This is a genomic window from Kitasatospora sp. NPDC048662, from assembly GCF_055587065.1.
Map to the genome: position 1 here is coordinate 595,995 of NZ_JBVJHA010000003.1, position 22,281 is coordinate 618,275.

General features: G+C 72.9%; 23 protein-coding genes. 9 read left to right on the top strand and 14 right to left on the bottom strand.

The genetic code is table 11. The features are described from left to right. Positions 1-221 precede the first annotated feature (221 nt). Complete coding sequence (locus ACZ6R9_RS13285) at positions 222-644, bottom strand: avidin/streptavidin family protein (protein WP_380485689.1); 423 nt, start codon at positions 642-644, stop codon at positions 222-224. A 337-nt stretch (positions 645-981) separates the two neighbouring features. Between ACZ6R9_RS13285 and ACZ6R9_RS13290 the strand changes: the two genes are divergently transcribed. Beyond that, positions 982-1,812 carry a pentapeptide repeat-containing protein gene (locus ACZ6R9_RS13290; protein ID WP_465538227.1) on the top strand — a complete coding sequence of 277 codons (831 nt, stop codon included), beginning with the start codon at positions 982-984 and terminating at the stop codon, positions 1,810-1,812. Positions 1,813-1,964: 152 nt separating this feature from the next. Beyond that, positions 1,965-2,219, top strand: coding sequence for a hypothetical protein (locus ACZ6R9_RS13295; protein ID WP_465538228.1), 255 nt, complete (start codon positions 1,965-1,967; stop codon positions 2,217-2,219). 211 nt (positions 2,220-2,430) lie between these two features. On the opposite strand, the gene ACZ6R9_RS13300 is transcribed toward ACZ6R9_RS13295, so the two are convergent. From ACZ6R9_RS13300 to ACZ6R9_RS13310, 3 genes are all read right to left on the bottom strand, one after another. Further along, positions 2,431-3,003, bottom strand: coding sequence for a rhodanese-like domain-containing protein (locus tag ACZ6R9_RS13300; protein WP_465538229.1), 573 nt, complete (start codon positions 3,001-3,003; stop codon positions 2,431-2,433). A 148-nt stretch (positions 3,004-3,151) separates the two neighbouring features. Then, a complete protein-coding gene (locus ACZ6R9_RS13305) occupies positions 3,152-4,165 on the bottom strand; it encodes a sulfite exporter TauE/SafE family protein (RefSeq protein ID WP_465538230.1) in 1,014 nt (337 codons plus the stop codon). Continuing rightward, entirely contained in the window at positions 4,162-4,539 is a 378-nt protein-coding gene (locus ACZ6R9_RS13310; RefSeq protein ID WP_465538231.1) for a rhodanese-like domain-containing protein, read from the bottom strand. The genes ACZ6R9_RS13305 and ACZ6R9_RS13310 overlap by 4 nt, the downstream gene beginning before the upstream one ends. A gap of 402 nt (positions 4,540-4,941) precedes the next feature. On the opposite strand from ACZ6R9_RS13310, the gene ACZ6R9_RS13315 reads away from it, so the two are divergent. Both ACZ6R9_RS13315 and ACZ6R9_RS13320 read left to right on the top strand, forming a co-directional pair. After that, on the top strand, positions 4,942-6,312 hold the full coding sequence (locus tag ACZ6R9_RS13315) for a rhodanese-like domain-containing protein (protein ID WP_380485679.1): 1,371 nt from the start codon (positions 4,942-4,944) through the stop codon (positions 6,310-6,312). A 132-nt stretch (positions 6,313-6,444) separates the two neighbouring features. Next, positions 6,445-6,711: a metal-sensitive transcriptional regulator gene (locus ACZ6R9_RS13320; RefSeq protein ID WP_380485677.1), complete on the top strand. Its 267-nt coding sequence runs from the start codon at positions 6,445-6,447 to the stop codon at positions 6,709-6,711. 229 nt (positions 6,712-6,940) lie between these two features. Here the strand turns inward: ACZ6R9_RS13320 and ACZ6R9_RS13325 are convergent, their stop codons facing one another. From ACZ6R9_RS13325 to ACZ6R9_RS13335, 3 genes are read right to left on the bottom strand one after another with little or no spacing between them, the layout of a single operon-like run. Continuing rightward, complete coding sequence (locus ACZ6R9_RS13325) at positions 6,941-7,207, bottom strand: metal-sensitive transcriptional regulator (RefSeq protein WP_043911730.1); 267 nt, start codon at positions 7,205-7,207, stop codon at positions 6,941-6,943. A 32-nt stretch (positions 7,208-7,239) separates the two neighbouring features. After that, entirely contained in the window at positions 7,240-8,202 is a 963-nt protein-coding gene (locus tag ACZ6R9_RS13330; RefSeq protein WP_465538232.1) for a lysophospholipid acyltransferase family protein, read from the bottom strand. Continuing rightward, positions 8,199-9,155, bottom strand: a complete 957-nt coding sequence (locus ACZ6R9_RS13335) for a GNAT family N-acetyltransferase (protein WP_465538233.1) — start codon at positions 9,153-9,155, stop codon at positions 8,199-8,201. Before ACZ6R9_RS13335 ends, ACZ6R9_RS13330 begins: the two co-directional genes overlap by 4 nt. 402 nt (positions 9,156-9,557) lie before the next feature. Here ACZ6R9_RS13335 and mptB point away from each other — a divergent pair, with 402 nt between their 5' ends. Together mptB and ACZ6R9_RS13345 are read left to right on the top strand one after the other, a co-directional pair. Further along, on the top strand, positions 9,558-10,982 hold the full coding sequence (gene mptB / locus ACZ6R9_RS13340) for a polyprenol phosphomannose-dependent alpha 1,6 mannosyltransferase MptB (protein WP_465538234.1): 1,425 nt from the start codon (positions 9,558-9,560) through the stop codon (positions 10,980-10,982). A gap of 47 nt (positions 10,983-11,029) precedes the next feature. Continuing rightward, positions 11,030-12,220, top strand: a complete 1,191-nt coding sequence (locus tag ACZ6R9_RS13345; RefSeq protein WP_465538235.1) for a glycosyltransferase 87 family protein — start codon at positions 11,030-11,032, stop codon at positions 12,218-12,220. Between the two features lie 72 nt (positions 12,221-12,292). Here ACZ6R9_RS13345 and ACZ6R9_RS13350 read toward each other — a convergent pair whose 3' ends face one another. The 5 genes from ACZ6R9_RS13350 to ACZ6R9_RS13370 form a co-directional block, all read right to left on the bottom strand. After that, entirely contained in the window at positions 12,293-13,150 is an 858-nt protein-coding gene (locus tag ACZ6R9_RS13350) for a class I SAM-dependent methyltransferase (RefSeq protein ID WP_465538236.1), read from the bottom strand. A 120-nt stretch (positions 13,151-13,270) separates the two neighbouring features. Further along, a complete protein-coding gene (locus ACZ6R9_RS13355; protein WP_465538237.1) occupies positions 13,271-14,458 on the bottom strand; it encodes a glycerate kinase in 1,188 nt (395 codons plus the stop codon). A 185-nt stretch (positions 14,459-14,643) separates the two neighbouring features. After that, positions 14,644-15,504: a sugar phosphate isomerase/epimerase family protein gene (locus tag ACZ6R9_RS13360; protein ID WP_465538238.1), complete on the bottom strand. Its 861-nt coding sequence runs from the start codon at positions 15,502-15,504 to the stop codon at positions 14,644-14,646. Further along, a complete protein-coding gene (locus tag ACZ6R9_RS13365; protein ID WP_465538239.1) occupies positions 15,501-16,649 on the bottom strand; it encodes a dihydrodipicolinate synthase family protein in 1,149 nt (382 codons plus the stop codon). Before ACZ6R9_RS13365 ends, ACZ6R9_RS13360 begins: the two co-directional genes overlap by 4 nt. A 424-nt stretch (positions 16,650-17,073) precedes the next feature. Then, positions 17,074-18,225: a Gfo/Idh/MocA family protein gene (locus tag ACZ6R9_RS13370; RefSeq protein WP_465538240.1), complete on the bottom strand. Its 1,152-nt coding sequence runs from the start codon at positions 18,223-18,225 to the stop codon at positions 17,074-17,076. 417 nt (positions 18,226-18,642) lie between these two features. On the opposite strand from ACZ6R9_RS13370, the gene ACZ6R9_RS13375 reads away from it, so the two are divergent. Both ACZ6R9_RS13375 and ACZ6R9_RS13380 read left to right on the top strand, forming a co-directional pair. Next, positions 18,643-19,683 (top strand): LacI family DNA-binding transcriptional regulator, encoded by a 1,041-nt coding sequence (locus ACZ6R9_RS13375; protein ID WP_465538241.1) that lies wholly within the window; start codon positions 18,643-18,645, stop codon positions 19,681-19,683. A 118-nt stretch (positions 19,684-19,801) separates the two neighbouring features. Next, positions 19,802-20,110 (top strand): DUF7677 family protein, encoded by a 309-nt coding sequence (locus ACZ6R9_RS13380; RefSeq protein WP_465538242.1) that lies wholly within the window; start codon positions 19,802-19,804, stop codon positions 20,108-20,110. Positions 20,111-20,307: 197 nt separating this feature from the next. Here the strand turns inward: ACZ6R9_RS13380 and ACZ6R9_RS13385 are convergent, their stop codons facing one another. Further along, positions 20,308-20,745 (bottom strand): MarR family winged helix-turn-helix transcriptional regulator, encoded by a 438-nt coding sequence (locus ACZ6R9_RS13385; RefSeq protein WP_465538243.1) that lies wholly within the window; start codon positions 20,743-20,745, stop codon positions 20,308-20,310. Positions 20,746-20,877: 132 nt separating this feature from the next. On the opposite strand from ACZ6R9_RS13385, the gene ACZ6R9_RS13390 reads away from it, so the two are divergent. After that, a complete protein-coding gene (locus ACZ6R9_RS13390; protein ID WP_465538244.1) occupies positions 20,878-21,726 on the top strand; it encodes an NAD(P)H-binding protein in 849 nt (282 codons plus the stop codon). A 58-nt stretch (positions 21,727-21,784) separates the two neighbouring features. Here the strand turns inward: ACZ6R9_RS13390 and ACZ6R9_RS13395 are convergent, their stop codons facing one another. After that, positions 21,785-22,267 carry a MarR family winged helix-turn-helix transcriptional regulator gene (locus tag ACZ6R9_RS13395; protein WP_465538245.1) on the bottom strand — a complete coding sequence of 161 codons (483 nt, stop codon included), beginning with the start codon at positions 22,265-22,267 and terminating at the stop codon, positions 21,785-21,787. Between the last annotated feature and the right edge of the window lie 14 nt (positions 22,268-22,281).

Consider the following 22,281-nt stretch of genomic DNA (forward strand, 5'->3'; position numbering starts at 1 on the left):
CCGACCCGCCGTACGGGAAGGGGCGGGCGCGAGGCCGTCACCGGCGGGCCCGGCAGCCGCCCGCTGTCGCGGACCTGCGTGAACAGGTGCTACCACGCGACAACCCGACCATTTCCCAAAGCTTGTGAGCACCATGGGCCCGATGATCGTAGGACGCCACCGCGCCCACACGCCATCCTTTTTGACGGCGCTCCGGGCGGTGGCGCTCCGGGCGACGGCGCTCAGGGCCTCGGGTGCGGCAGCGGGCGGGCCAGTCGGCGGACCTCGTCCAGCCGGGCGGGGTCGGGCTCCTGGCGGGTGAAGAGGTCGTGCCCGACCACCGTCGACTCCCACTCGTCCGGGGCCTCCGCGGAGCGGGTCAGCAGCCAGGCGGCCGAGATCCACTCCGCCCCGTTGCGCTGGTACTGGCCGCTCCACGCGGTCACCGAACCCGCGTCGCCGAGCTCGTTGTGCCAGGCCACCGTCCAGCCCACCGCCGTCCCGTGCCCGGCCTGCGCCGGTGCCACCAGGCGTCCCACCAGCGGATACGCGCCGCTCGCCAGGCCCGTCGCCGAGACGTACGTCCCGGTCAACGAACCGTCCGGACCCTCCACCAACCGCATGTGCGAACCCAGTTCGCTGTACCAGTCGCCGGTGATGCCCACGCTGCTCTCCCGTCGCCCTGCCGCCCGCCACCGCCTCCGGCCCGGACGCGCCAGCCACCACTGTGCCGCCCCCGGCCGCCCGGGCAACGGCGACGCGCGGACGCCCCACGACGGATGACCCGAGCTGCGGACGTCCCACGACGGACGTCCCGGGCTGCGGACGTCCCGAGCTGGCTGCGACGTCCCGGGCCGTGGACGCCTCGGGCCCGCGCGTGACCTGCCGTCCCCGGGGGCCAAGGCGCCCCCGGGGACGGGGCACGCGCGCGACCGGGGAGAATGGTGCCCGGAAGGAACGATCCGAGCCCGCCACCCCACGCTCCGCAGGAGACCCCGCACCGTGACCGACCAGCAACACCCCACCCAGACCGGCCGTCGCCTCGACCTGCTCGCCGACTGCTCCTCCTGCTTCGGGCTGTGCTGCGTCGCCCTGCCCTTCGCCAAGTCCGCCGACTTCACGGCCAACAAGAACGCCGGCACCCCCTGCCGCAACCTCGACGCCGACTACCGCTGCGGAATCCACACCAAGCTGCGCGACCGCGGCTACCAGGGCTGCACCGTCTTCGACTGCCTCGGTGCCGGCCAGAAGATCTCCCAGCACACCTTCGACGGCCGCAGCTGGCGCGAAGACCCGGACACCGCCCGACAGATGTTCGACGCCTTCCCCGTGATGCGCCAACTCCATGAACTGCTCTGGTACTTGACCGAGGCGCTGGAACTCCCCCGGGCCCGGCCGGTGCACGCCGAACTGCGCCGCGCGAGCGACGCGATCGACGAGCTGACCCGCCGGGACGCCGCCGCCCTGATCGCCGCCGACGTCCCCGCGATCCGAGCCGAGACCAGTGAACTCCTGCTGCGCGCCAGCGAGTTGACCCGCAATGCGCTGCCCGGCAAGAAGCGCAACCACCGCGGCGCGGACCTGATCGGAGCCCGCCTGAAGGGCGCCGACCTGCGCGGCGCGAACCTGCGGGGTGCCTACCTGATCGCCGCCGACCTGTCCGGCGCGGACCTGCGCAGCGCCGACCTGATCGGTGCCGATCTGCGCGACGCCGACCTGCGCGGCGCGGACCTGACCGGGGCGCTGTTCCTGACGCAGTCCCAACTGGCCGCCGCCAAGGGCGATTCCACCACACGCATCGGCTCCGGACTGGCCCGGCCCGCGCACTGGTGACGCCGGTCCGGCCGATGGGCAGGTGGGCGCGGTGGGTGGCAGGGGGCGCGAGGGGCGCGCGGGAACCCCGGAAACGGGATTAATGGACTGCGGCCTCTGCGATGCGCGCGTATGGTCATGAACTCCCCGACGCGAGAGGAGGATCATCCGCGATGGGACTGTTCAAAGACGCGCCGCCCAGCGCGCATCCGGAGTTCACCAACCTGCGGTTCATGGCCGCCGGTACACCCTCGTGGTGGAAACGCAACCGCCACAAGGTCGTTGGCATCGCCGGCCTGCTGATCGGATTCTGGCTGGCCGGACACCACGACACCGCGGCACCGGCAACACCCGCGGCACCTGCGGCGCCCACCGCACCTGCGGCACCCACCGCACCTGCCGGGTCCTGCACCCCGACCGGGCGCTGACCACTCGCGGGGCGCTGACCACTCTCAGGGAGCTGACTGCCGGGCAGCGCCGGTGAGTTGAGGTCCAGCGCCGACGACCGATGACACCCGTAGGCCCTCGGTGCCTGTCCCGTGGCGACAACGGGCGGCACCGAGGGCCGAGTTCACTCACCGCCGTCCGGCCGGGCGTTCGGATCGGATGCCGGGCGCTTCGACGGCCATGGTTCAGGCGTCACTTGCCGCCGTGCAGGGCGGCGAGCGTCGCCTGGAACGCGGCACCGGAGTTGCGCGGACGGTTGTACGGCAGCTTGCTCAGCATCGCGCCCATCGCGCAGGTGTTGGTGGCCGCCGAGAACAGCAGACCGAAACCGACCGCGGCCGACACCCAGCGCACGCCCGGCACGGCCAGGTCCACCACGACGCCGGCCAGGACCAGCGAGCCCGCCACCATGCGGACCTGGCGGTCCAGGCCCCAGCGGACCTTCTCGCCCGGCACCCTGTTCAGCGGGTGGCCGCCGGCCGCCCAGGCGGCGGTTCCGCCCGAGATCAGCAGCGCCGAGATGCCGGCGGCGGCCAGCTGCTCGCACGCGTTGCCGGCCCGGGCGCCCGAGGCGCAGGTGATCGCCAGCTCGCTGCGGGCAGCGGCGGCGCGCAGGGCGGGCAGCGCCTGCGACAGCTGGTCCAGCGGCACGTTGTGGGCGCCGGGAATGTGGCCGCCGGCGAACTCGCCGGGCGACCGCACGTCAATGACGGTCAGCTGCTGAAGCCGGGGCTGGAGCTGGTCGACAGTCAGGGGCGTGGTCATAGGGAGTGGGGCCTTTCGGGCAGGAGTGACCCGGCATGCGGTTGCCGCCGGGCGGGGGAGTGGACTGGAAGGCGCAGATGGGGCTGCGCGGTACGGGTGGCGCGGTGCGGGCGATCCGGTGTCTGGCGCGGAGCTGTGGACTCGACGGTCAGAGCACGGCGTCCACCAGCATCAGGGCGGCCACCGCGAGCAGGGCAGCGGCGAAGATCCGCTGCAGGGCGCGGCCGGACAGCTTCGACGCCAGCCGCTTGCCGTCCCACGCGCCGAGGATCGCCGCCGCCGCGAACGGGCCGACCACGGCCCACGGGATGTCGGCGGCACCGCCGAGGCGGGGCAGCAGCGCGGACAGCGAGTTGAGTGTGATCACCAGCAGGCTGGTGCCGATCGCCTCGGCCATCGGGAACGCCAGGAACGACACCAGGGCGGGGACGGCCAGGAACCCGCCGCCGACGCCCAGCACGCCGGTCGCCGCACCCAGACCCGCCCCCGCCAGCGCGGACCGCCGTGCGGACGCGGGAGCGGGCGAAGCGGGCGATGCGGGCGATTCGGAGGCGGCGCCGGAGCCTTCGGAGGCCAACGGGAAAGCGTTTTCCGTTTCCGTTTCCGTTCTCGTTCCCGTTCCCGTTCCCGTTTCCGGATCCGCGACGCGCAAGGCCCCGGATGCGCGGTCGGCCGTCGCCCGCTCCGTGCCCGTCGCCTGCTTCGCGCCCGTCCCGCCGACCAGCACCTGGGCCGGTTCCGGCTTCCTGGCCTGGGCGGGAATCGAGGTGTGCCCCGCGACCCGGCGGCTGCGGCGCGGCGCGCGTCCGCCGGACAGCATCCGCCAGGCGGCCAGTGCGGCGAGCAGGGCGAACGCGGCGGTCAGCGCCGAGCCGGGCAGATGACGGGAGAGGGCGCCGCCGAGAGCGGCGAACGGGAGTCCGGCGGCGCCGAACAGCAGGCCGCTGCGCCAGCGGACGCGGCCGGCCCGGGCGTGCGCGACCAGCCCGGTGAGGGAGGTCACGGCGACGATCAGCAGGCTGGCGGTGGTCGCGGTGCCGGGCGTCAGGCCGAGCAGGTAGATCAGCGCGGGGACGGCCAGCATGCTGCCGCCGCCACCGAGCCCACCGAGGGCCAGCCCGACCACCGCGCCGGCGATCAGAGCGAGGACGACGGCGGTCATATCGCCGTGCCGCAGGAACACGCGCCCTGGTGCGACGGAAGCCCCGCCTGCAGCCAGGCGCGCATCCCGCCCACCACGTTGACCGTCCGCACGCCGCGCGCGTTCAGCAGGTCCGTGGCCACCTGCGAACGGTTCCCGGAGCGGCACAGCGCCAGCACCAGCGGGCCGTCGGCGCCCGGCTCGCGGTGCGCGTCGAGGGCGCCGGGAGCGTCCAGGCCGCCGAGCGGGACGAGGACCGCACCGGGCGCGTGCACCTCGGCGTACTCCGCGGGCTCGCGGACGTCCAGCAGCAGCGCCTCGCCGGCGGCGGCCAGGCGGTGCGCTTCGGCGGGGTCGATCTGCGCGGGAACGGGCGGCTGGGGGAACAGGGCCACGAGGTCCTCCTGGGCGGTGATGGGGGTGGCGCATGCGACTCGCGTGCGGATCGCCTGCGGATATGTGCGGGTCCGACGGTACTTCGGGGCGGCGGACCGTCCGAGGAAGATACCGGCGGGGGTATATCGTTGGAGTCGAGCATATACCCCCACCCGTATCGACCGGGATCGACTAAGGTCGAGAACTGGCTGCAATAATACCCATGGGGGTATCCGGACGGCAGTGCGGGGCTCACCCGTGCCCGTGGCCGCTCGCAGCTTCACCCGCACCTGAACATTCCCTCCAGCCGAGACCGCCGGCCGATCCCTCGGGCCGATCCGTCCGGCGAAACCGCGGCACACCCCCGCGAACCCCCGGCGCGCCAGGCGGCGCGACCGGCCGACGCAGAGATGAGGACATCCGTGTTCTTCGCCCAGTACTACCTCGAGTGCCTCTCCCAGGCCTCGTACCTGATCGCGGACGAGACCACCGGCCGCGCCGTGGTGGTCGACCCGCGCCGGGACGTGGACGAGTACCTGGCCGAGGCCGAAGCGCGCGGCTTCACGGTCGAGGGCGTCATCAACACCCACTTCCACGCCGACTTCCTCTCCGGCCACCTCGAACTCGCCGCCCGCACCGGCGCCTGGATCGGCTACGGGCAGCGCGCCGAGACCGAGTACCCGATCCGCAAGCTCGCCGATGGCGAGCGGATCAGCCTCGGCACGGTGGAACTGGAGATCCTGGAGACGCCCGGCCACACCCCCGAGTCGATCAGCGTCCTGGTGCGCGAGAACGCCGACGACACCGTCCCGTACGGTGTGCTCACCGGCGACGCCCTGTTCATCGGCGACGTCGGCCGCCCCGACCTGCTGGCCTCCGCCGGTGTCACCGCCGACGAGCTCGGGCGGATGCTGTACGACAGCGTCCAGCACAAGCTGATGGCGCTGCCCGACGAGGTCCGGGTCTACCCCGCGCACGGTGCCGGCTCCGCCTGCGGAAAGAACCTGTCCACCGAACTGCAGTCCACCATCGGGCAGCAGCGCCTCACCAACTACGCGTGCGCGCCGATGACCGAGGACGAGTTCGTGGAGATCGTCACCGCCGGCCAGCCCGCCGCCCCCGGCTACTTCGGCTACGACGCCGACCTCAACCGGCGCGAGCGCGAACTGTTCGACGCCGCCACGCTCGCAAACCCGCTGGACGCCGAGACCTTCCTCGCCCGCCGCGCCGAGGGCGCCGTCGTGGTCGACGCCCGCGACCCGCTCGACTTCGCCGCCGGACACCTGGCCGGCGCCATCAACGTCCCCGCCGACGGGCGCTTCGCCGAACAGTCCGGCACCGTCCTCGACCCGGCGTGGCCGCTGCTGGTGGTCGCCCCCGAAGGCCGCGAGGAAGAGACCGTCACCCGGCTCGCCCGGATCGGCTTCGACCGCGTAGCCGGCCACCTCGCCGACCCCGAGGCCACGTTCCGCTCGGTGCCCGAGCAGATGCGCCAGGCCGCCCGCCGCACCGTCGCCGAGCTGCGCGCCGAACTCGCGGGCAGCGAGCCGCCGTTGGTCCTCGACGTGCGTGGCGGCGCGGAGCGCGACGGCGGGCTGATCCCCGGCTCCATGCACCTCCCGCTGGCCGAACTCCCCAAGCGCCTGGCCGAGATCCCCCAGGACCGCGCCGTCGTCGTGCACTGCGCCGGCGGCCACCGCTCGTCCATCGCCGCCAGCCTGCTGCGCCACCACGGCCACCCGCAGACCTCCGACCTGCTCGGCGGCTACGGCGCGTGGGAATCCGCAGTCTGACCGACCAGCCATCGCACCACCCCGACCGGCGGGCGGGAATACCCCGCCCGCCGCCCCGGTTGATACCGGCGGGGGTATTACCGGCCCCGCCCGGCACCCGCCGAGCAAGGCCCAGCACGAGGAGGAGACCCGATGCAGGTGGACGAGACGGCCGTCGGCGCCGTACTGAACCGGCTGCGCCGAGCCCAGGGCCAACTGGCCGGCGTCATCGCCATGATCGAAGCCGGCCGCGACTGCAAGGACGTCGTCACTCAGCTCGCCGCCGTCTCCCGCGCGCTTGACCGGGCCGGCTTCAAGATCGTCGCCAGCGGCATGCGCCAGTGCATGACCGAGGCCGAGGAAGGCGGCGCCCCGATGAGCGAGGCCGAGCTGGAGAAGCTCTTCCTCACGCTCGCCTGAGGCGGTTGGCCGGCGGCAACTGCCATTTGCGGCGGTGCCGCCGCTCATGAACGGACCCTGGGTGCGCAGTGGGCGCGCCCGGGGTCTTGTGATGTGTTGCGCCCGGGGTCTCGTGCGTGTGTCGTGCCCGGGGGGTTCGTGTGTCGTGCCCGGGGTCTCGTGCGTGTGGCGCGACGGGTCCGGGGGTCCGGCCCGGGCCGGGAAGCCGGGTCGGAGCCCGTTCGCCCCGCTACGCCAGGGTGAGGAAGAGCTTCTCCAGCTCGGCCTCAGTCATCGGGGGCGTGTTCTCGTCGGCGGAGGCGAGGCATTGACGCATGCCGCTGGCCAGGATCTTGAAGCCGGCCCGGTCGAGCGCGCGCGAGACGGCGGCGAGCTGGGTCACCACGTCCTTGCAGTCGCGGCCGGCCTCGATCATCGCGATCACGCCGGTCAGTTGGCCCTGGGCTCGGCGCAGCCGGTTCAGCACCGCGCCGACGGCCTCCTCGTCCACCTGCATCGAGCACTCCTCGCCTCTCTGAACTCGCCCGATCATACGGGAGCCGTACGGTCGTACCTGCCGCCGCCGTCGCGGGCGGGCCGCTCGGGTCGGTGCGCGGCGTTCGCGCGGGGACGCGGAACGTGTGGGCGGTCGGGCACGCGGACCGGCCGCTCGGACGGATGGGCGGCGCAGGTCGCGCGGTCCGGGGCGTCCGGGTGACGGCGGCGGTCGACCACCCGCTGGGCGGCGGCCGCCAGTTGGCGCCGGCCGGGAAACAACGCGGGCGGCAGCTGCGGCAGGAACTCGACCTCGGCGGCCAGTCCCCGGACCGAGACCACCCGCCACAGCGAAGGCAGCAGCCCGTCCTCACCGACGAAGGCCGGGGCGGTGCTCGGGCCGGCCGCCGTCCGGTAGCGCAGCGTCAGCGGTTGGACGGGGACGTCGGCCCGCACCGCCGCCTCGAACAGGGCGGGGCGGAACCGTCCGCCGCCGCGCCCGCACCAGGTACTGCCCTCCGGGAAGACCACCACCCGCTCACCGCGGCGCAGCGCCGTTGCGACCTCGCCGACGGTGCCCGGCAGCGCGCGCAGCCGGTCCCGGTCGATGAAGATGGTGCCGCCCCAGGAGGCCAGCGGGCCGAGCACCGGCCAGCGGCCGACCTCGGTCTTGGCCAGCATCCGGCCCGGGCGGGCGGCCGCGACCAGCAGAATGTCCAGCCACGAGATGTGGTTGGACACCACCAGCGATCCGCCAACCCGCTTGCCCGGTACGGCGATCAGCCGGATCCGCACCCCCAGCGTGGCCAGCAGCAGCCGCGCCCAGCAGCGCACCAGCCGCTCGGCCGGCAGTAGCCGGCGCAGCGCACGCACCGCGGGCGTCGCCAGGACACCCGCGAGCAGCACCACCACGCACCCGGCCAGCCGCAGCACCCGGCGCGCCAGCCCCGCTCGCGGCCCGGTGACCGTCACGCAATCACCGGGCGTGCACGGTGCGGTCGGCAGCCAGGCACTCATGCCGCTGTCGCCGTTCCGGCCGAAGTGTCCGTTGCGGTACGGGAGTTGTCGGCTCCCTCGGCTCCATCGGCTTTCCCGTCTCCCTCGGCTCCCTCGGCTCCCTCGGCGATCGTGGAGATCGGCAGGTCCGCCGCTGCGGCCAGGAAGTGCCGCAGGTAGCGCGGGTCGGTGCGCTCCAGCGACAGCAGCACGTACAGGTCCGCGACGTTGAAGTCCGGGTCGAACGCGGGCTCCCCGCACACCCACGCGCCGAGACGCAGGTAGCCGCGCAGCAGCGCCGGGATCGGCGTCCGCCCCTGCCGGGCCACCCCGTCCGCCGACCACGGGCGCAGCGGCGTGACCCGATACTCCTGCGGCGCAAGGTACTTGGCGGACACCGCGTCCCACACCCCGGCGGCGGTGGTGCCGCCGTCGGACAGCGGGACCGAGCAGCAGCCCGCCAGCCACGCGTTGCCGGTGGCCGTCATGTAGCGGGCGATGCCACCCCACATCAGGTTGATGACCGCGCCGTTGCCGCGGTGCGCCTCGGCGATGCAGGACCGGCCGACCTCCACCAGGCCGTCCCGCAGCCCGCCCAGCCGACTCAGGTCGAACTCGGTGCCCGAGTACAACCGGCCCGCGCGGCGCGCCTGTTCGGGCCGCAGCAGCCGGTACGTGCCGACCACCTCGCCGCTCGACTGCTCACGCACCAGCAGGTGGTCGCAGAACTCGTCGAACGGGTCCGCGTCCAGGCCCGGCAGCGGCGAGTCCAGCACCGCTCCCATCTCCTGTGCGAACACCTGGTACCGCAACCGCTGCGCGGCCCGCACGTCCTCCTCGGTCCGCGCGAACACCAACTGGTACGAAGGCTGTTGGTCCGCTGCGTGGTGCGTGCCGGCCGAGGGGGACTGGACGGGGTGGGCGGGGGCGGTGGCCGAGGGGGACTGGACGGGGCGGGCGGGGGCGGTGGTCATGGCGGACTCTCCGGGGTCTCGGGGCGCGATACGGTGGCGGCGAACAGCACGGGATGACACGCGACGACACGGCGCCCGTCCCCGGTCCGCCGGTCGGGCAGCCGGTCACGAGCGGCATGGGTATGTCTCCCCGACCCGACTGGCCCTCAGGTGGACGGCCGACGGAGGTCAGATGTGCACATGCTGAATGGCCGGTTCGGTAACCGGAGTTCAGCGATTCGGGGGGGGGTCGGTGCGGCGCCGGATGCGGCCCGGAGGGCGGATCGGGAGCGGGCCTGCGTGCGCCGTCGAACGGTCCGATCCGGTGCGGCGCTTGACCGGTCCTCTCCGGACGCCCTGTGGTCATCCGCCGGACGCGGGGCCGTTGTCCGGCCGCCACGCCGTTCTGCCAGCCTTCCCGGCATGCCGAACACGGGCGCGAACGCCTACCCGGGCCGGTACCGGTGGCTCGGACTCCTGGGTTCGCTCGCGCTGGCCGCCGGGGCCCTCACCGCAGGGGCTCGGCCTGCGGCCGACACCGGCCCTTCGCTGCGTTCCTCGGGTGGCGCGGGGACCGTTCTGGTCTTTGCCGGGCTGGTCGTCCTTACCGCCGCGTGGCTGCTGATCGGGCGCTCCGTCGAAGGCCAACCACCGCCCGGCGAACGGTGGTTGTACGTCACGCTGGCCTGGTGGGCCGCCCCGCTGCTGCTGGTGCCGCCGCTGTTCAGCCGCGACGTCTACAGCTACCTCGCCCAAGGTGCCATGCTCGCCCACGGGTTGGACGTCTACACGTACGGACCCGCCGACCTCGGTGGGCCAACTGCCGTACAGATACCGCAGGTGTGGCAGCACACCCCCGCCCCCTATGGGCCCGCCTTCCTGCTGGTGGCCCGGGCCGCCGCCCCGCTCGCCGACCGCCCGTGGGCCGGAACGCTGGCCCTGCGTCTGGCCGCCGCCTGCGCTGTTGCCGTGATGGCCGCCCTGGTGCCGGCTCTCGCCCGTACCCTCGGCGCCGATCCGGTCGGCGCGTTGCGGTTGGGTGTGCTCAACCCGCTGGTGCTGGTCCATCTGATCGCCGGTGCGCACAACGACGCGCTGGCGTTCGTGCTGCTACTCGGCGGTCTGCTCGCCGCGACTCGAGGGCGTGCGTTGCTTGCCGCAGTCCTGGTCACCCTGGCCGTACTCGTGAAGGCTCCCGCAGTGCTCGCCCTGCCCGTGGTGTGCCTGATCGCCATCGCGGATCGCGCCCGGCGGGCCCAACTACTCAAAGCTGTACGGGCATTGGCGACCGTCGGCGCCACGGTGCTCGCCGTCGGCGTCACCGTGCTTGCCGTCACCGCCGTCGCGGGCACCGGATACGGCTGGATCGGCGCCCTCACCACCCCCGCCACCAGCACCAGTTGGTCGCTCACCACCAGCCTCGGCCGGCTGGCCGCCGATCTCACCGGCACCGCTCCGGACGGCGCGGTCGCTGCCACGCGACTGCTCGGGCTTGCCTTCGTGGCTGTCGCAATCTGCGTGCTGGTGTGGAGAGTTGTTCGGCGGGGGAGCGAGCCGGTGGCGGCCCTGGCGCTCGCGTTCGCCGTCCTGGTCGTCCTCGGGCCGGCCTTCCGGCCGTGGTACGCGCTGTGGGCGGTGCTCCCCGCCGCGTTCGCCGTCCGTGCCCCGGGCGTCCGCCGGGTCGTCGAAATCACCTGCGCGGTACTGGTGTTCGTCGTGATGCCGGACGGGTTCGGTCCGGACGGTGCGGAACTCGTGCTCGCCGTCGGCGGATTGGTGATCGGGGCCGCGGTCGTGCTGGTGACGGAGCGCGGTGTGCCGTTCCGCGAACGGCAGTTGGCGTGCTGACCCGGGGAACGACCACCGCTCGGCTCACGGTCCTTGTCGTTGCCGTGGTGGTCACCGCCACCGTCCTGGCGGTCATTCCCGGGCATCGTGGCTGGTTCGACATCGGCGTGTACTACGGCACCGTGCGGCACTGGACCGAGACCGGACAGCTCTACGACTATGTTCGTCCCGGCACGGTCTACGGGTTCACCTACCCGCCGTTCGCCGCGGTCTGCATGCTGCCGATGCGTCTGTTCGGCTGGCATCCGGCGATCGCGGTCGGCGTCGTCCTGTCGGCTGTCGCCACCGCCCTCCTGCTGTACTGGCTGATCGATCCGATCGCCCGGCGGCGCGGCTGGTGCCGCTGGTACGCGTTCGGGCTGGCGGCCTGCCTGTGCGGCCTCACCAACCCGGTGCGCGACACCTTCAGCTTTGGGCAGGTCAATCTGCTGCTGGTCGCCCTGGTCTTCGGCGATCGGCAACTCGCCGACAGCCGTTGGAAGTTCCTCGCCGGCATCGGCACCGGACTGGCCGCCGCGATCAAGCTCACCCCCGCACTGTTCATCGTTCACCTGCTGATCACCCGCCAGTGGCGCGCCGCCGGGACCGCCACCGCCACCGCGCTGGGTGCCACCGGGCTCGGGTTCCTGATCGGTCCCGAGGTCTCCCGCCAGTTCTGGACCGCCACCCTCTGGGACACCGACCGGGTCGGCGGATTCGCCAACATGTCCAACCAGTCCCTGCAAGGACTCATCGCCCGCCTGGGGCCACAACTCCCGGGCCGCGCCCTGTGGGTGGCCGCCTCGCTCGCCGTCCTCGCCATCTGGGCGCATCGCCTGCAGCGCGCCACCCGGGCCCGCGACACCCTCGCCGCCTACAGCCTCACCGGCCTCGCATGCTGTCTGGTCAGCCCGATCACCTGGGTGCACCACCTGGTGTGGGTGCTGCCCGCGCTGGTGGTCCTCGGCGACACCGCTCTGCGCGAACGCCGCCGCGACCTGCACACCATCGGCTGGCTGCTCCAACTGGTCATCTCCAGCGGCATGGTGTGGCTCTGGCACCCCGACGGGCGCACCCCCGGCACGCTGTTCGGCGGCAGCGCCTACGTCCTGCTGACCTTCGCCCTGCTGGTGGCCATGCCGATCCGCGACCGGCCCGAGTCCGAGGGTCTTGTCGCCGAGACGGGTGCCGAGACGGATGTCGCTGAAACGGTCGCCATCCCGGGACCTCGCCCTGGGCGCCCCGCCGCCGTCGGATGAGCCGGTGATCGCATTTGGACGCCGAGCGGCACGGCCGCAGCAGGGCCGTCTTCGACGCCCAGTGGCGAGGACTCAGGACGGGCGGGAGGCGCGCAGCGAGTAGACCAGCGGGAGGCGGGGGCCGGGCGGCAGGAAGAAGTGCCCGTGCGCGTGTTCGTGCAGGAAATCCAGGTGCAGGCCGGCCGCCGCCAGGGCGCTGATCACGTCACCGATGCCGTGCCGCCACTGCACCGTGCGGGTTGCCGTCATCGTCGCGTCACGGTCGGCGTAGCTGCCGGGCGTGTCCAGGACAGCCGGTGCGCGGTCGAAGTAGTCCTCCACCACGGTGCGGCCGTCCTCGCCGACGAGTTCCGCGACCGGGTGGAACTCCGCCAGGTACACGAACCCGCCCGGGCGGACCAGGGAGGCCACCGTGCGTGCCCAACGTGCCAGGTCCGGCAGCCAGTTCAGGGCCCCCATGCCCGTGTAGACCACGTCGAAGGTCTCGCCGCCGAGGGCCTCCACCGCCCCGTACACATCAGAGGTGACGAAGTGCGCGGAGTCCACCCCGATCCGCTTCGCCAACTGCGCGGCCTCCACGAGCGCCGGCTCGGAGAAGTCCAGCCCCGTCACCAGCGCGCCGCGCCGTGCCCACGAAAGGGTGTCCAGGCCGATGTGGCACTGCAGGTGCAGCAAGCGCTTTCCCGCGACGTCCCCGACCTCCGCGAGCTCGAAGTCCCGCAGCACCTCCGCACCGGCGACGAACGCCGGAACGTCGTAGAACGCCCCGCCGACGTGGACCGGCACCCGCTCGTCCCAGTTCGCGCGGTTGGCCGTTTTCCAGTCCGTCCAGTCCGGGGCGGGTGCGGTGCCCGTGATCGGTGCGGCCGGGGCGGGCTGTGCGTCCGGTACGGCCGGGGCGGGCTGTGGGGTGTCGTGGAAAGTAGACATGGCGACTTAGCATTCCGGGCCGTTGGTGGCCGGTCAACGGAATATCGGGAAGGCAGGGGCAGGGTTCACCCGACCGGTTGGCGGGCGCGGCGGGTCGGACCGGTGCCCGGTGACGGGCGATCAGGCGTGCGACGCTGTCCAGCGGCCCGCGAGCGTCGCCCCGGCGCGGTGCAGCCAGCGGGCAGGTTCGGCCCGGGCAGCGGATGCGGAACCGGCAAGCGAGGCAAGAGTGAGCACCTCGGCGGCGGCCGACTCGCCGGCCACCACGTTGGACGGAACGCCCGCCGCCTCGGCCAGGCGCACCACCTCGCCGACGGCCTTGCCCTGGAGACTGGTCGCGTCGTATCGACCCTCGCCGGTGATCAGCAGGTCCGCCGAAGCCAACAGGCCTGGCAGTCCCAGGAGTTGAGCGACCGCCGGGGCGCCCGGCTCGACCACCGCGCCCCAGCCCGCCAGCAGTCCGTAGCCCGTACCGCCCGCCGCGCCCGCACCGGGATGGGACGGGTCGGCGCCCATCAATTCCGCCAGCCGCGTCAACCTGGCTTCCAACAGCGGAAGTTCGCGCTCACCGGCACCCTTCTGCGGCCCGTACACCGCCGCCGCGCCGCTTTCGCCCAGCAGCGGGTTGGTCACATCCGTGAGCAGCACCACCCCGCCGGGTGGGGCGAAGCGGATCCGTGAGCGGTCGAAGGTGGCCGCAACTTCAAGCGCGGCGTCAAGATATGACGATACGTCAGGGATTTCGTTGCCTTCGTCGTCCAGCAGACGGGCGCCGAGTGCGGACAGCAGTCCGAAGCCGCCGTCGGTGGACGCCGAGCCGCCGAGGCCGATGAGGAGCCGGGTCGCACCGGCGTCCAGTGCGGCCGCGATCGTCTCGCCGGTGCCCCGGGTGGTCGCGGTCAGCGGGCGCAACTCGCCGCCCAGCAGCGGGAGTCCACTGGCCACGGCCAGCTCGACCACCGCCGTGCCGTCCGGCAGCAGCGCGAACTGTCCGCGCACCGGCCGACCGTCCGGCCCGGTCACGTCGGGGACGTCCACCAGTCGCGCTCCGGGACTGGCGGAGACGATGGCCGCGAGCGTGCCCTCCCCGCCGTCGGCCATCGGCACACACCGCACCTCGTCCGCCGACCGGACCGACCGCCAGCCCGAGGCCAGCGCCTCGGCGGCATCCGCCGCGTCGATCGTCCCCTTGAACGAATCCGGCGCCACGACGATCCGCATCTGCCCACCTCCGCCTCTCTCGACCTCGACCTGGACCTGGACCTGGACCTGGATCGCGACCTCGACCCGGATCGCGACCTCGAACACGACCTTGACACACCGGCCCCGTACTCCCGCCCCGGCCCCGTACTCCGGCCCCGTACTCCGGCCCCGGCGCCGATGCGGGGCCACTCAACCGGACGGTGCCGCACATCCACCACTGCGACACGGCGCGGGCGGCGGGCCGTCCGGAGACCGGGCGATCCTCTGCCGCGCACCCGCACCTGCCTTCGTCAGCGGCGCACGATGTGCGTGCGGTGGCGTTCCTTCAGGGTGGTGAGGGTCTGCTCGCCCGGTGTATGCCACACCGCCTCGTTGAACAGCTCGACCTCGATCCAGCCGTCGTAGCCGGCGGCGGCCACCCGGTCGGTCAGCCAACCGAAATCGATGTGCCCGTCGCCGACGTGTCCCCGGCCCAGTAGCACGTCCGCCGGTAGCGGCAGCGTCCAGTCGCACACCTGGTAGGAGGCGATCCGGCCACCCGCCCCCGCGCGGGCGATCTGCTGCTCCAACTCCGGGTCCCACCAGATGTGGTAGCTGTCCACCACGACACCGACCTGCTCGGCCGGATGGGCCTCCGCCAGATCCAGCGCCTGGCCCAGCGTGGAGACCACCGCCCGGTCCGCGCAGAACATCGGGTGCAGCGGCTCGATCGCCAGCCGGACCCCGAAGTCCCCCGCGTGCGGCGCGAGTTCACCGATCAGGTCGGCGACCTGGCGGCGCGCCCCGATCAGGTCCCGGCTTCCGTTCGGCAGGCCACCCACCACCAACACCAGTGTGTCGGTGCCGAGTTCGGCCGCCTCCTCGATCGCGGCCAGGTTGTCCGCGAGCGCCGCCCGACGTGCCGACTCGTCACCGGCCGTCAGGAACCCGCCCCGGCACAGGCTGCTCACCGCGACACCCGCGTCCCGGCACAGCCTCGCCGCCCGGCCCAGGCCCGCCTCGGCGACCTTGTCGCGCCACAGGCCGATCGCCGGAATGCCGGCGTCCACGCAGCCGCGCACCGCCTCCTCCAGGCTCCAGCCCTTGGTGGTGATCTGGTTCAGCGACAACTGCTCGCACCCCTCGGCCACCTTCAGCAGCGCCGCGCTCATGCCCGCACCCCCGCCAGCGCCAGGAACTGCCGCATCCGGTCTGCTGCCAACTCCGGATCGCCCAGCACCCCGGCCGCGTCCGCCAGTCGGAACAACTCCACCAGGTGGCTCACCGAACGGCCGCTCTGCGCACCGGCCACCATGGTGAAGTGGTCCTGGTGGCCGCACAGCCACGCCAGGAACACGATGCCGGTCTTGTAGTGGAACGTCGGCGCCGCGAACAGGTGCCGGGCCAGCGGTACCGTCGGCTCGAACAGCGCGCCGTAGCGTGCCGGGTCACCGGCGTCGAGCGCCTGCAGGGCAGCCGCTGCGACCTCCGCGATCGGGTCGAACACGCCCAGCAGGGCATCGCTGTGCCCGACCTCGTCACCCCGCACCAGCTCGGGGTAGTTGAAGTCGTCGCCGGTGTACATCCGCACCCCGGACGGCAGTTCACGCCGCAGTGCGATCTCCCGGCCCGCGTCCAGCAGCGACACCTTGATGCCGTCGATCCGCCCCGGGTGGCTGCGAATCAGTTCGAGCACCGTCTGCGCGGCCGCATCCAGATCCGCGGAGCCCCAGTACCCGGCCAGCGCCGGATCGAACATCTCGCCCAACCAGTGCAGAATCACCGGCCGCTCGGCCTGCTCGACCAGCTTCCCGTACACCGACAGGTAGTCCTCCGGTCCACGCGCCGACGCCGCCAGCGCCCGGCTCGCCATCAGAATCGGCTGCGCACCCGCCGCCTCGACCACCGCCAGCTGTTCCTCGTACGCCGCCGACACCTGGGCCAACGAGACGTTGACGGACGCCAGTTGGTCGGTGCCCGCGCCGCATGCCAGCCGACCGCCGACGGACTTCGCCTCCGCACCCGAACGGGCGATCAGCTCCTGGGTGGCGGACCAGTCCAGGCCCATGCCGCGCTGCGCGGTGTCCATCGCATCGGCGACACCGAGGCCCAACTCCCAGAGCCGGTGCCGGAACTTGAGCGTTCCCTCCCAGTCCACGGCGGCCGGCGCACCGGGCGCGTTCCCGCCCAGCGGATCGGCCACCACGTGGGCGGCCGCGAACGCCACCCGGGACGAGGCCGGCCCCGACGGGGCGGCGAGCGCCGCGGGCTCGCGCAACTTGTACCGGCCGATGCCGGGCAGATCGAGATGAGTCATGGTGTCAGGCCTTGGAGTCGTGCGATCACGTGGATCGGCGGAGGGGGGAGGGGGAGCGGGAGATGGGGCGGGGGAGTTGGGGGCGGGAGGGGAGGTGCGGCCGATCGGGCGGAGGAGGTCATCTACGCGGAGATGATCCCTGCGTAGATCAACTCGGACGCGTGACAGGAAATGACAGAACGTGGCAGAAAGTGACACCCGTGGCGGGCGAGGGCTGGGCTTCTGCCGGGGAGCGCGGGGGAGCTGGGCGGGCATCGGGGCGGGGTGTGGTTCCCGCAGCCCGTTCCGCCGTCCCGCCCCCGCCACCTGGACCTGGCGCCCAGCGCCCGGCACGCCGCACCCGGCAGCCGTCACCCGCCGCCTGGACCGTGTGCCCGGCACGCCGCACCCGGCGCCCCGCACCCGACCCCTGCCGCCAGCCGCGTCAGAGGCTGAGCTCCGGCACCTCCAGCCGGCGGCCCTCGCGGGCCGATCGCAAACCCAGCTCGGCGAGCTGTACGCCCTTGGCGCCCTCCAGCAGGTCCCACTGGTACGGCGCGCCGGTCGCGACGTGCTTGAGGAACAGCTCCCACTGGACCTTGAAGCCGTTGTCGAACTCGGCGTTGTCCGGGACCTGCTGCCACTGCTCGCGGAACCGCTCGGTGGCCGGCAGGTCGGGGTTCCACACCGGCTTCGGGGTCGAACCGCGGTGCTGGATCCGGCAGTTGCGCAGACCGGCGACGGCGCTGCCCTCGGTGCCGTCCACCTGGAACTCCACCAGCTCGTCCCGGTCCACGCGGACCGCCCACGAGGAGTTGACCTGCGCGACGATCCCGCCCTCCAGCTCGAAGACGCCGTACGCCGCGTCGTCGGCCGTCGCCGGGTACGGGCGGCCCTGCTCGTCGACCCGCTGCGGGATGTGCGTCGCGGCATGCGCGTACACCGAGCGGACCGGGGCGATGATGCCGTCCAGCACGTAACGCCAGTGCGGGAACATGTCCAGGATCATGCCGCCGCCGTCCTCGGCCCGGTAGTTCCAGGACGGACGCTGCGCGTCCTGCCAGTCGCCCTCGAACACCCAGTAGCCGAACTCGCCACGCACCGACAGGATGCGGCCGAAGAAGCCGCCGTCCACCAGTCGCTTCAGCTTCAGCAGGCCCGGCAGGAAGAGCTTGTCCTGCACCGCGCCGTTGCAGACCCCTGCGGCCCGGGCCAGGCGTGCCAGTTCCAGTGCCGCGCCCAGTGACTCGGCAGTCGGCTTCTCGGTGTAGATGTGCTTTCCGGCCGCGATCGCCGCCTTGATCGCGGACTCCCGGGCCTGGGTGACCTGTGCGTCGAAGTAGATCTCCGCCAGCGGGTGCGCCAGTGCCTCGTCCAGCGAGGTGGTCCAGTGCGACAGGCCGTGTCGCTTCGCCAGCTCCTCCAGCTTGGCGGCGCTGCGCCCGACCAGGATCGGCTCCGGCCACAGCACCTGGCCGTCGTCCAGCGGCAGACCGCCCTGTTCGCGGATGGCCAGGATCGAGCGCACCAGGTGCTGGCGGTAACCCATCCGGCCGGTGACGCCGTTCATGACGATGCCGATGACCCTGCGGGACATGGGGGGTCCTTTCCGTGGGCGGAGGTGGAGGTCGCGGTGGAGGTGGTGGAGGCGGTGCAGGTGCTGACGAGGGGGCGAGCGGGGAGGCTGGAAAGCGCTTACCGCGATGGCCGCGAGGAGGCCCGGGGCGGTGCGGGCGGGTGCGGGAAAGCGCTTTCCCGCGCCCCGTGGCCGATCGGCCGGTCACCTGGTCGAGAGTGGGAATGGGCGGTGCGCAGGCCTTGCGAGAGCCGATGGAAAGCGCTTTCCAGGCGGCCGTCGAAGGCCCTGGAAAGCGCTTTCCATGCGCCGAGGCTAAGCGGCCCGCCCGCCCCGGTCAAGGCGTTGTGGTCGCCTCGGTCAACCGGGCGGGGCCGAGCGGTAACCTGTCCCTCGATCATCGGCGAGCAGGGCCAAGGGGAAAGCGGGGAGTATCGGGTGGCTGTCACTCTCGGGGATGTGGCGCGGCACGCTGGTGTCTCGCTGGCCACCGCCTCCCGGGCCCTGAACGGCTCGGCGCGGTCGGTGACGGAGGAGCTGTCGGCGAAGGTTCGGGCGAGCGCCGATGCGCTCGGCTACCTTCCCAACGCGCCGGCGCAGGCGCTGGCCCGGTCGTCCGGCGCGACGATCGGGGTGCTGCTGCACGACGTGGCCGACCCGTACTTCGGCGGGATCGCTCGCGGGGTCGGCGACGCCGCTGCCCGGGCGGGCCTGCTGTCGCTGGTGACCAGCACGGACGGCGACCCCCGGCGCGAGCTGGAGGCGATCCGGATGCTGCACGCGCACCGGGTCCGGGCGATCGTCCTGGCCGGGTCGGCGTACAACGACGTCGAGGTGATCCAGCAACTGGACGAGGCGTTGGCGGCGTATCAGGAGCAGGGCGGCCGAGTGGCGGCCATCACCGACCACGGTCCGCTGTACGACACCGTCGAGGTGGCGAACAAGGAGGGTGCCGCCGCGCTCACCCGCGCGCTGGCCCAACTCGGCCACCGCCGCTTCGCGGTGATCACCGGCCCCGAGCGGATGCGGGTCGCCGAGGACCGCCTCGACGGAGTCCTGGACGCGCTGCGCGAGCTCGGTCTGGAGCCGGGTGACGGGATGGTCCAGCGCACGGAATTCACCCGTGAGGGCGGTCGGGCCGCGATGGCGCGGATCCTGGACGTCGCCCAGGAGAGTGGAACCGCGCTGCCCACCGCCGTGATCGCCCTGTCCGACATCTGCGCCGCCGGCGTCCTCGCCGAACTGCGCGACCGCGGGATCTCCGTCCCCGACCACATCTCGGTGGCCGGCTTCGACGACATCCCGCTGGCGACCGACCTGGCCCCGGCCCTGAGCACCGTCCGCCTGCCGCTCGCCAGGATGGGCGAGTTCGCAGTCCGGCTGGCCCTCCGCGAGGGCAACGGAGGCAAGACCGACACCAACTCGGCCTCCGCCGCGGTGGTGCTGCGGGACAGCACGGCCGCGCCGCGAGTCGACTGACGGCCGGTCGGGCGTGCGGGCGGATGTCGCGTGTCGGCCGCGTCCGGAAGTTTGTTGAGCCGTCAGGCAGTTGATGTCAAGCCAGAGCGGTCTCGGGGAGGGGCGATTGGTTCCTGGCATGCCTTCACATCTCAGTCCGGGCACCTCCGGCGCCTTCCGGTGTTTCGCCGGACGGCTCGCCCGCGGTTCGGTGGGCCACCCGATGCTGGAGGGGGTGGACTACTGGGAGGAGCTCCGGGATTCGCCTTCCCAGGCGGAGATCTGCTTCGCCATCTTCGCCAACGTCCTTGAGCTGGACGAGCGGGGAGAGCCGGTCAACGAGAAGTACGCCGAGCGTCGGGCCGCGACGTGGCTCTACAAGTACTGCACCGGGGAGCTTCCTCAGGGTGAACCGGACCTCGAAGCGTGGGAGTGCGAGCTCCACTGACACGCCGAGCCGATGAGATGACTGTCAAGGGGCTGCCGCAGTAAGGGAGTTGACGCTACCTGCGGGTGGCGGGACAGTCGCTTGCACCCGGTGGGCGTGGCCTCCTGGAGCCGAGCGGGATGCAGGACCTGGCGGGGACCGAGGGAGCGGGGGCCGGTGCCGAGCGGGCGGAGGCCGGGGGCCGAGGCCCGGGGCGGTCAGGCGTCGGCCGGGGTGGTGAGGAGGTCGGACGCTGCCCGGTGGATCTTGGTGAGCGCGCTGAGCAGGTGTTCGCGCTCGGCCGGGGTGAGGTCGGCCAGGACCTGTTCCTCCATGGCGCGGCGTTCGGCCTCGATCGGCTCCTGGAGGGCGCGGCCCGCGTCCGTGAGCCGGAGGCGGACCAGACGGTTGTCGTGGTCGTCGCGGTGGCGGGTGAGGAGTCCGGCGGTGGCCATCCGGGTGGCCATCTTGACCACGGTGGGTGTGGTGACGTTGAGCGCGGCGGCGATCTCGCCGGGGGTGCGGCCGTCGCGTTCCCACAGGGCGGCGAGCAGGTGGTTCTGTCCGAGGTGGAGGCCGTGGCGGCGCATCGCCCCGTCGGCGAGGGCCCGGAGCGCCTTCGAGGTCTTGCCGTGCAGGTCCAGGAACTCGGGCATCGCGGCCTCCGGTGGGGTGCGGGTGAGCGGCTGGCAGGGCCGCCCGGCAGATTGATTGACGGCTAATCAGTTCCTGGCTAACGTTCTCGCCGGTGTCGGATCGCTAGACGGCTAACATCTCCAGGGGGATTGATGATACTGATCACCGGTGCGACCGGAAACGTCGGGCGGGAGCTGGTCCGGGCGCTCGACGTGGCCGGTGCCGAGCTGCGCCTGCTGGTGCGCGCCCCGGACCGGGCCGCCGCGCTGCCCGCCCGCGCCGAGCGTTTCGTCGGGGACCTGGGCGAACCGTCCACGCTGGCGGCCGCGTTGACGGGCGTCGAGAAGCTGTTTCTGCTCACGCCGGGCATCGGCACCGCGCACACGGCGCACGTGGTTGCCGCCGCCGAGGCCTCGGGGGTGCGTCACCTGGTGCACCTGTCGTCCGCCAACGTGCTGGGCGACCCGATGCCCGCGATGGGGCGTTGGCACCATGAGCGGGAGGAGATCGTACGTGGCAGCGGCATCCCGGCGACGATCCTGCGGCCCGGCGGGTTCATGACCAACGCCCTGGAGTGGGTGGGGACGATCCGCACGGAGGGGTACGTCCTGGACCCGATCGGCCCGGGTCGCTTCGCGCCGATCGATCCGGCCGACATCGCCGCCGTGGCGGCCCTGGTCCTGACCGAGGACGGTCACGAAGGTGCGGAGTACGTGCTGACCGGCGGCGAGTGCCTCACGGTCGCCGAGCAGGCCCGGATCCTCGCGGGGGCGACCGGTCGCCGTATCGAGGTGCGCGCGGCGCGGACGCCCGCCGAGGCGGTCCGGGCCCGCTTTCCCGGCGGGGTGCCGCATGCGCTGGCCGACGCCATCGTCGAGGGCTTCACGTTGATGCGCGCCGACACCGTCGGCTTCCGCACCGAGACGGTGGAGCGGATGCTCGGGCGCGGACCGGGGACGTTCGCGGACTGGTGCGCGCGCAACGTGGACGCGTTCCGCTGAGGGACTCCGGCCGGCCTCGAAGTGGTGGGCGGCCGACCGGAGTTGTCCGGCGAAGGGGTCAGGACTGCCCGCTGCCGAGGTAGTGCTCCAGGTGTTGCTGGTTGACGACCAGGCGCAGGCACAGGTGCCGGAACTGGGCCAGTTCCTCGGGGGTGAAGCCGCGGAAGACGGCGGACATGGCGCGTTGGGTGGGGAGGCGGAAGGCGTCGAGCCAGTCGCGGCCGGCGGGGGTGATGGTGACGCGGACGGAGCGCCGGTCCTGGGGGTGCTGGACGCGGCGGGCCAGGGTTTCGCGTTCCAGGGTGTCGACCGGGCCGGTGACGTTGCGGGAGCTGACGCCGGCCGCGCGGGCGAGTTCGCCGATGGTGAGACCCTCCGGTTCGGCGTTGCCGAGTCGGGTGAGCAGGTCGAGGGCCCCGGCGCTGAGGCTGCGGCCGCCGGCGCCGTGGGCGCGCAGGCGGTCGATGGACTGGGAGGCGGAGCGGACGGCGGTGGCGGCTTCCAGCGCGAGGGTGTCGTCGTCGAGGGCGAACGCGCGCATCGAGCTGCGGACGC

What these genes read in the sequence shown, in the direction of transcription:
- ACZ6R9_RS13365 (WP_465538239.1), bottom strand. Translation starts at nt 16,649, where the DNA reads ATGACTCATCTCGATCTGCCCGGCATCGGCCGGTACAAGTTGCGCGAG.
- ACZ6R9_RS13390 (WP_465538244.1), top strand. Translation starts at nt 20,878, where the DNA reads ATGATACTGATCACCGGTGCGACCGGAAACGTCGGGCGGGAGCTGGTC.
- ACZ6R9_RS13360 (WP_465538238.1), bottom strand. Translation starts at nt 15,504, where the DNA reads ATGAGCGCGGCGCTGCTGAAGGTGGCCGAGGGGTGCGAGCAGTTGTCG.
- ACZ6R9_RS13380 (WP_465538242.1), top strand. Translation starts at nt 19,802, where the DNA reads ATGCCTTCACATCTCAGTCCGGGCACCTCCGGCGCCTTCCGGTGTTTC.
- ACZ6R9_RS13305 (WP_465538230.1), bottom strand. Translation starts at nt 4,165, where the DNA reads ATGACCGCCGTCGTCCTCGCTCTGATCGCCGGCGCGGTGGTCGGGCTG.
- ACZ6R9_RS13335 (WP_465538233.1), bottom strand. Translation starts at nt 9,155, where the DNA reads ATGACCACCGCCCCCGCCCGCCCCGTCCAGTCCCCCTCGGCCACCGCC.
- ACZ6R9_RS13370 (WP_465538240.1), bottom strand. Translation starts at nt 18,225, where the DNA reads ATGTCCCGCAGGGTCATCGGCATCGTCATGAACGGCGTCACCGGCCGG.
- ACZ6R9_RS13295 (WP_465538228.1), top strand. Translation starts at nt 1,965, where the DNA reads ATGGGACTGTTCAAAGACGCGCCGCCCAGCGCGCATCCGGAGTTCACC.
- ACZ6R9_RS13320 (WP_380485677.1), top strand. Translation starts at nt 6,445, where the DNA reads ATGCAGGTGGACGAGACGGCCGTCGGCGCCGTACTGAACCGGCTGCGC.
- ACZ6R9_RS13330 (WP_465538232.1), bottom strand. Translation starts at nt 8,202, where the DNA reads ATGAGTGCCTGGCTGCCGACCGCACCGTGCACGCCCGGTGATTGCGTG.
- ACZ6R9_RS13350 (WP_465538236.1), bottom strand. Translation starts at nt 13,150, where the DNA reads ATGTCTACTTTCCACGACACCCCACAGCCCGCCCCGGCCGTACCGGAC.
- ACZ6R9_RS13300 (WP_465538229.1), bottom strand. Translation starts at nt 3,003, where the DNA reads ATGACCACGCCCCTGACTGTCGACCAGCTCCAGCCCCGGCTTCAGCAG.
- mptB (WP_465538234.1), top strand. Translation starts at nt 9,558, where the DNA reads ATGCCGAACACGGGCGCGAACGCCTACCCGGGCCGGTACCGGTGGCTC.
- ACZ6R9_RS13395 (WP_465538245.1), bottom strand. Translation starts at nt 22,267, where the DNA reads ATGCGCGCGTTCGCCCTCGACGACGACACCCTCGCGCTGGAAGCCGCC.
- ACZ6R9_RS13325 (WP_043911730.1), bottom strand. Translation starts at nt 7,207, where the DNA reads ATGCAGGTGGACGAGGAGGCCGTCGGCGCGGTGCTGAACCGGCTGCGC.
- ACZ6R9_RS13385 (WP_465538243.1), bottom strand. Translation starts at nt 20,745, where the DNA reads ATGCCCGAGTTCCTGGACCTGCACGGCAAGACCTCGAAGGCGCTCCGG.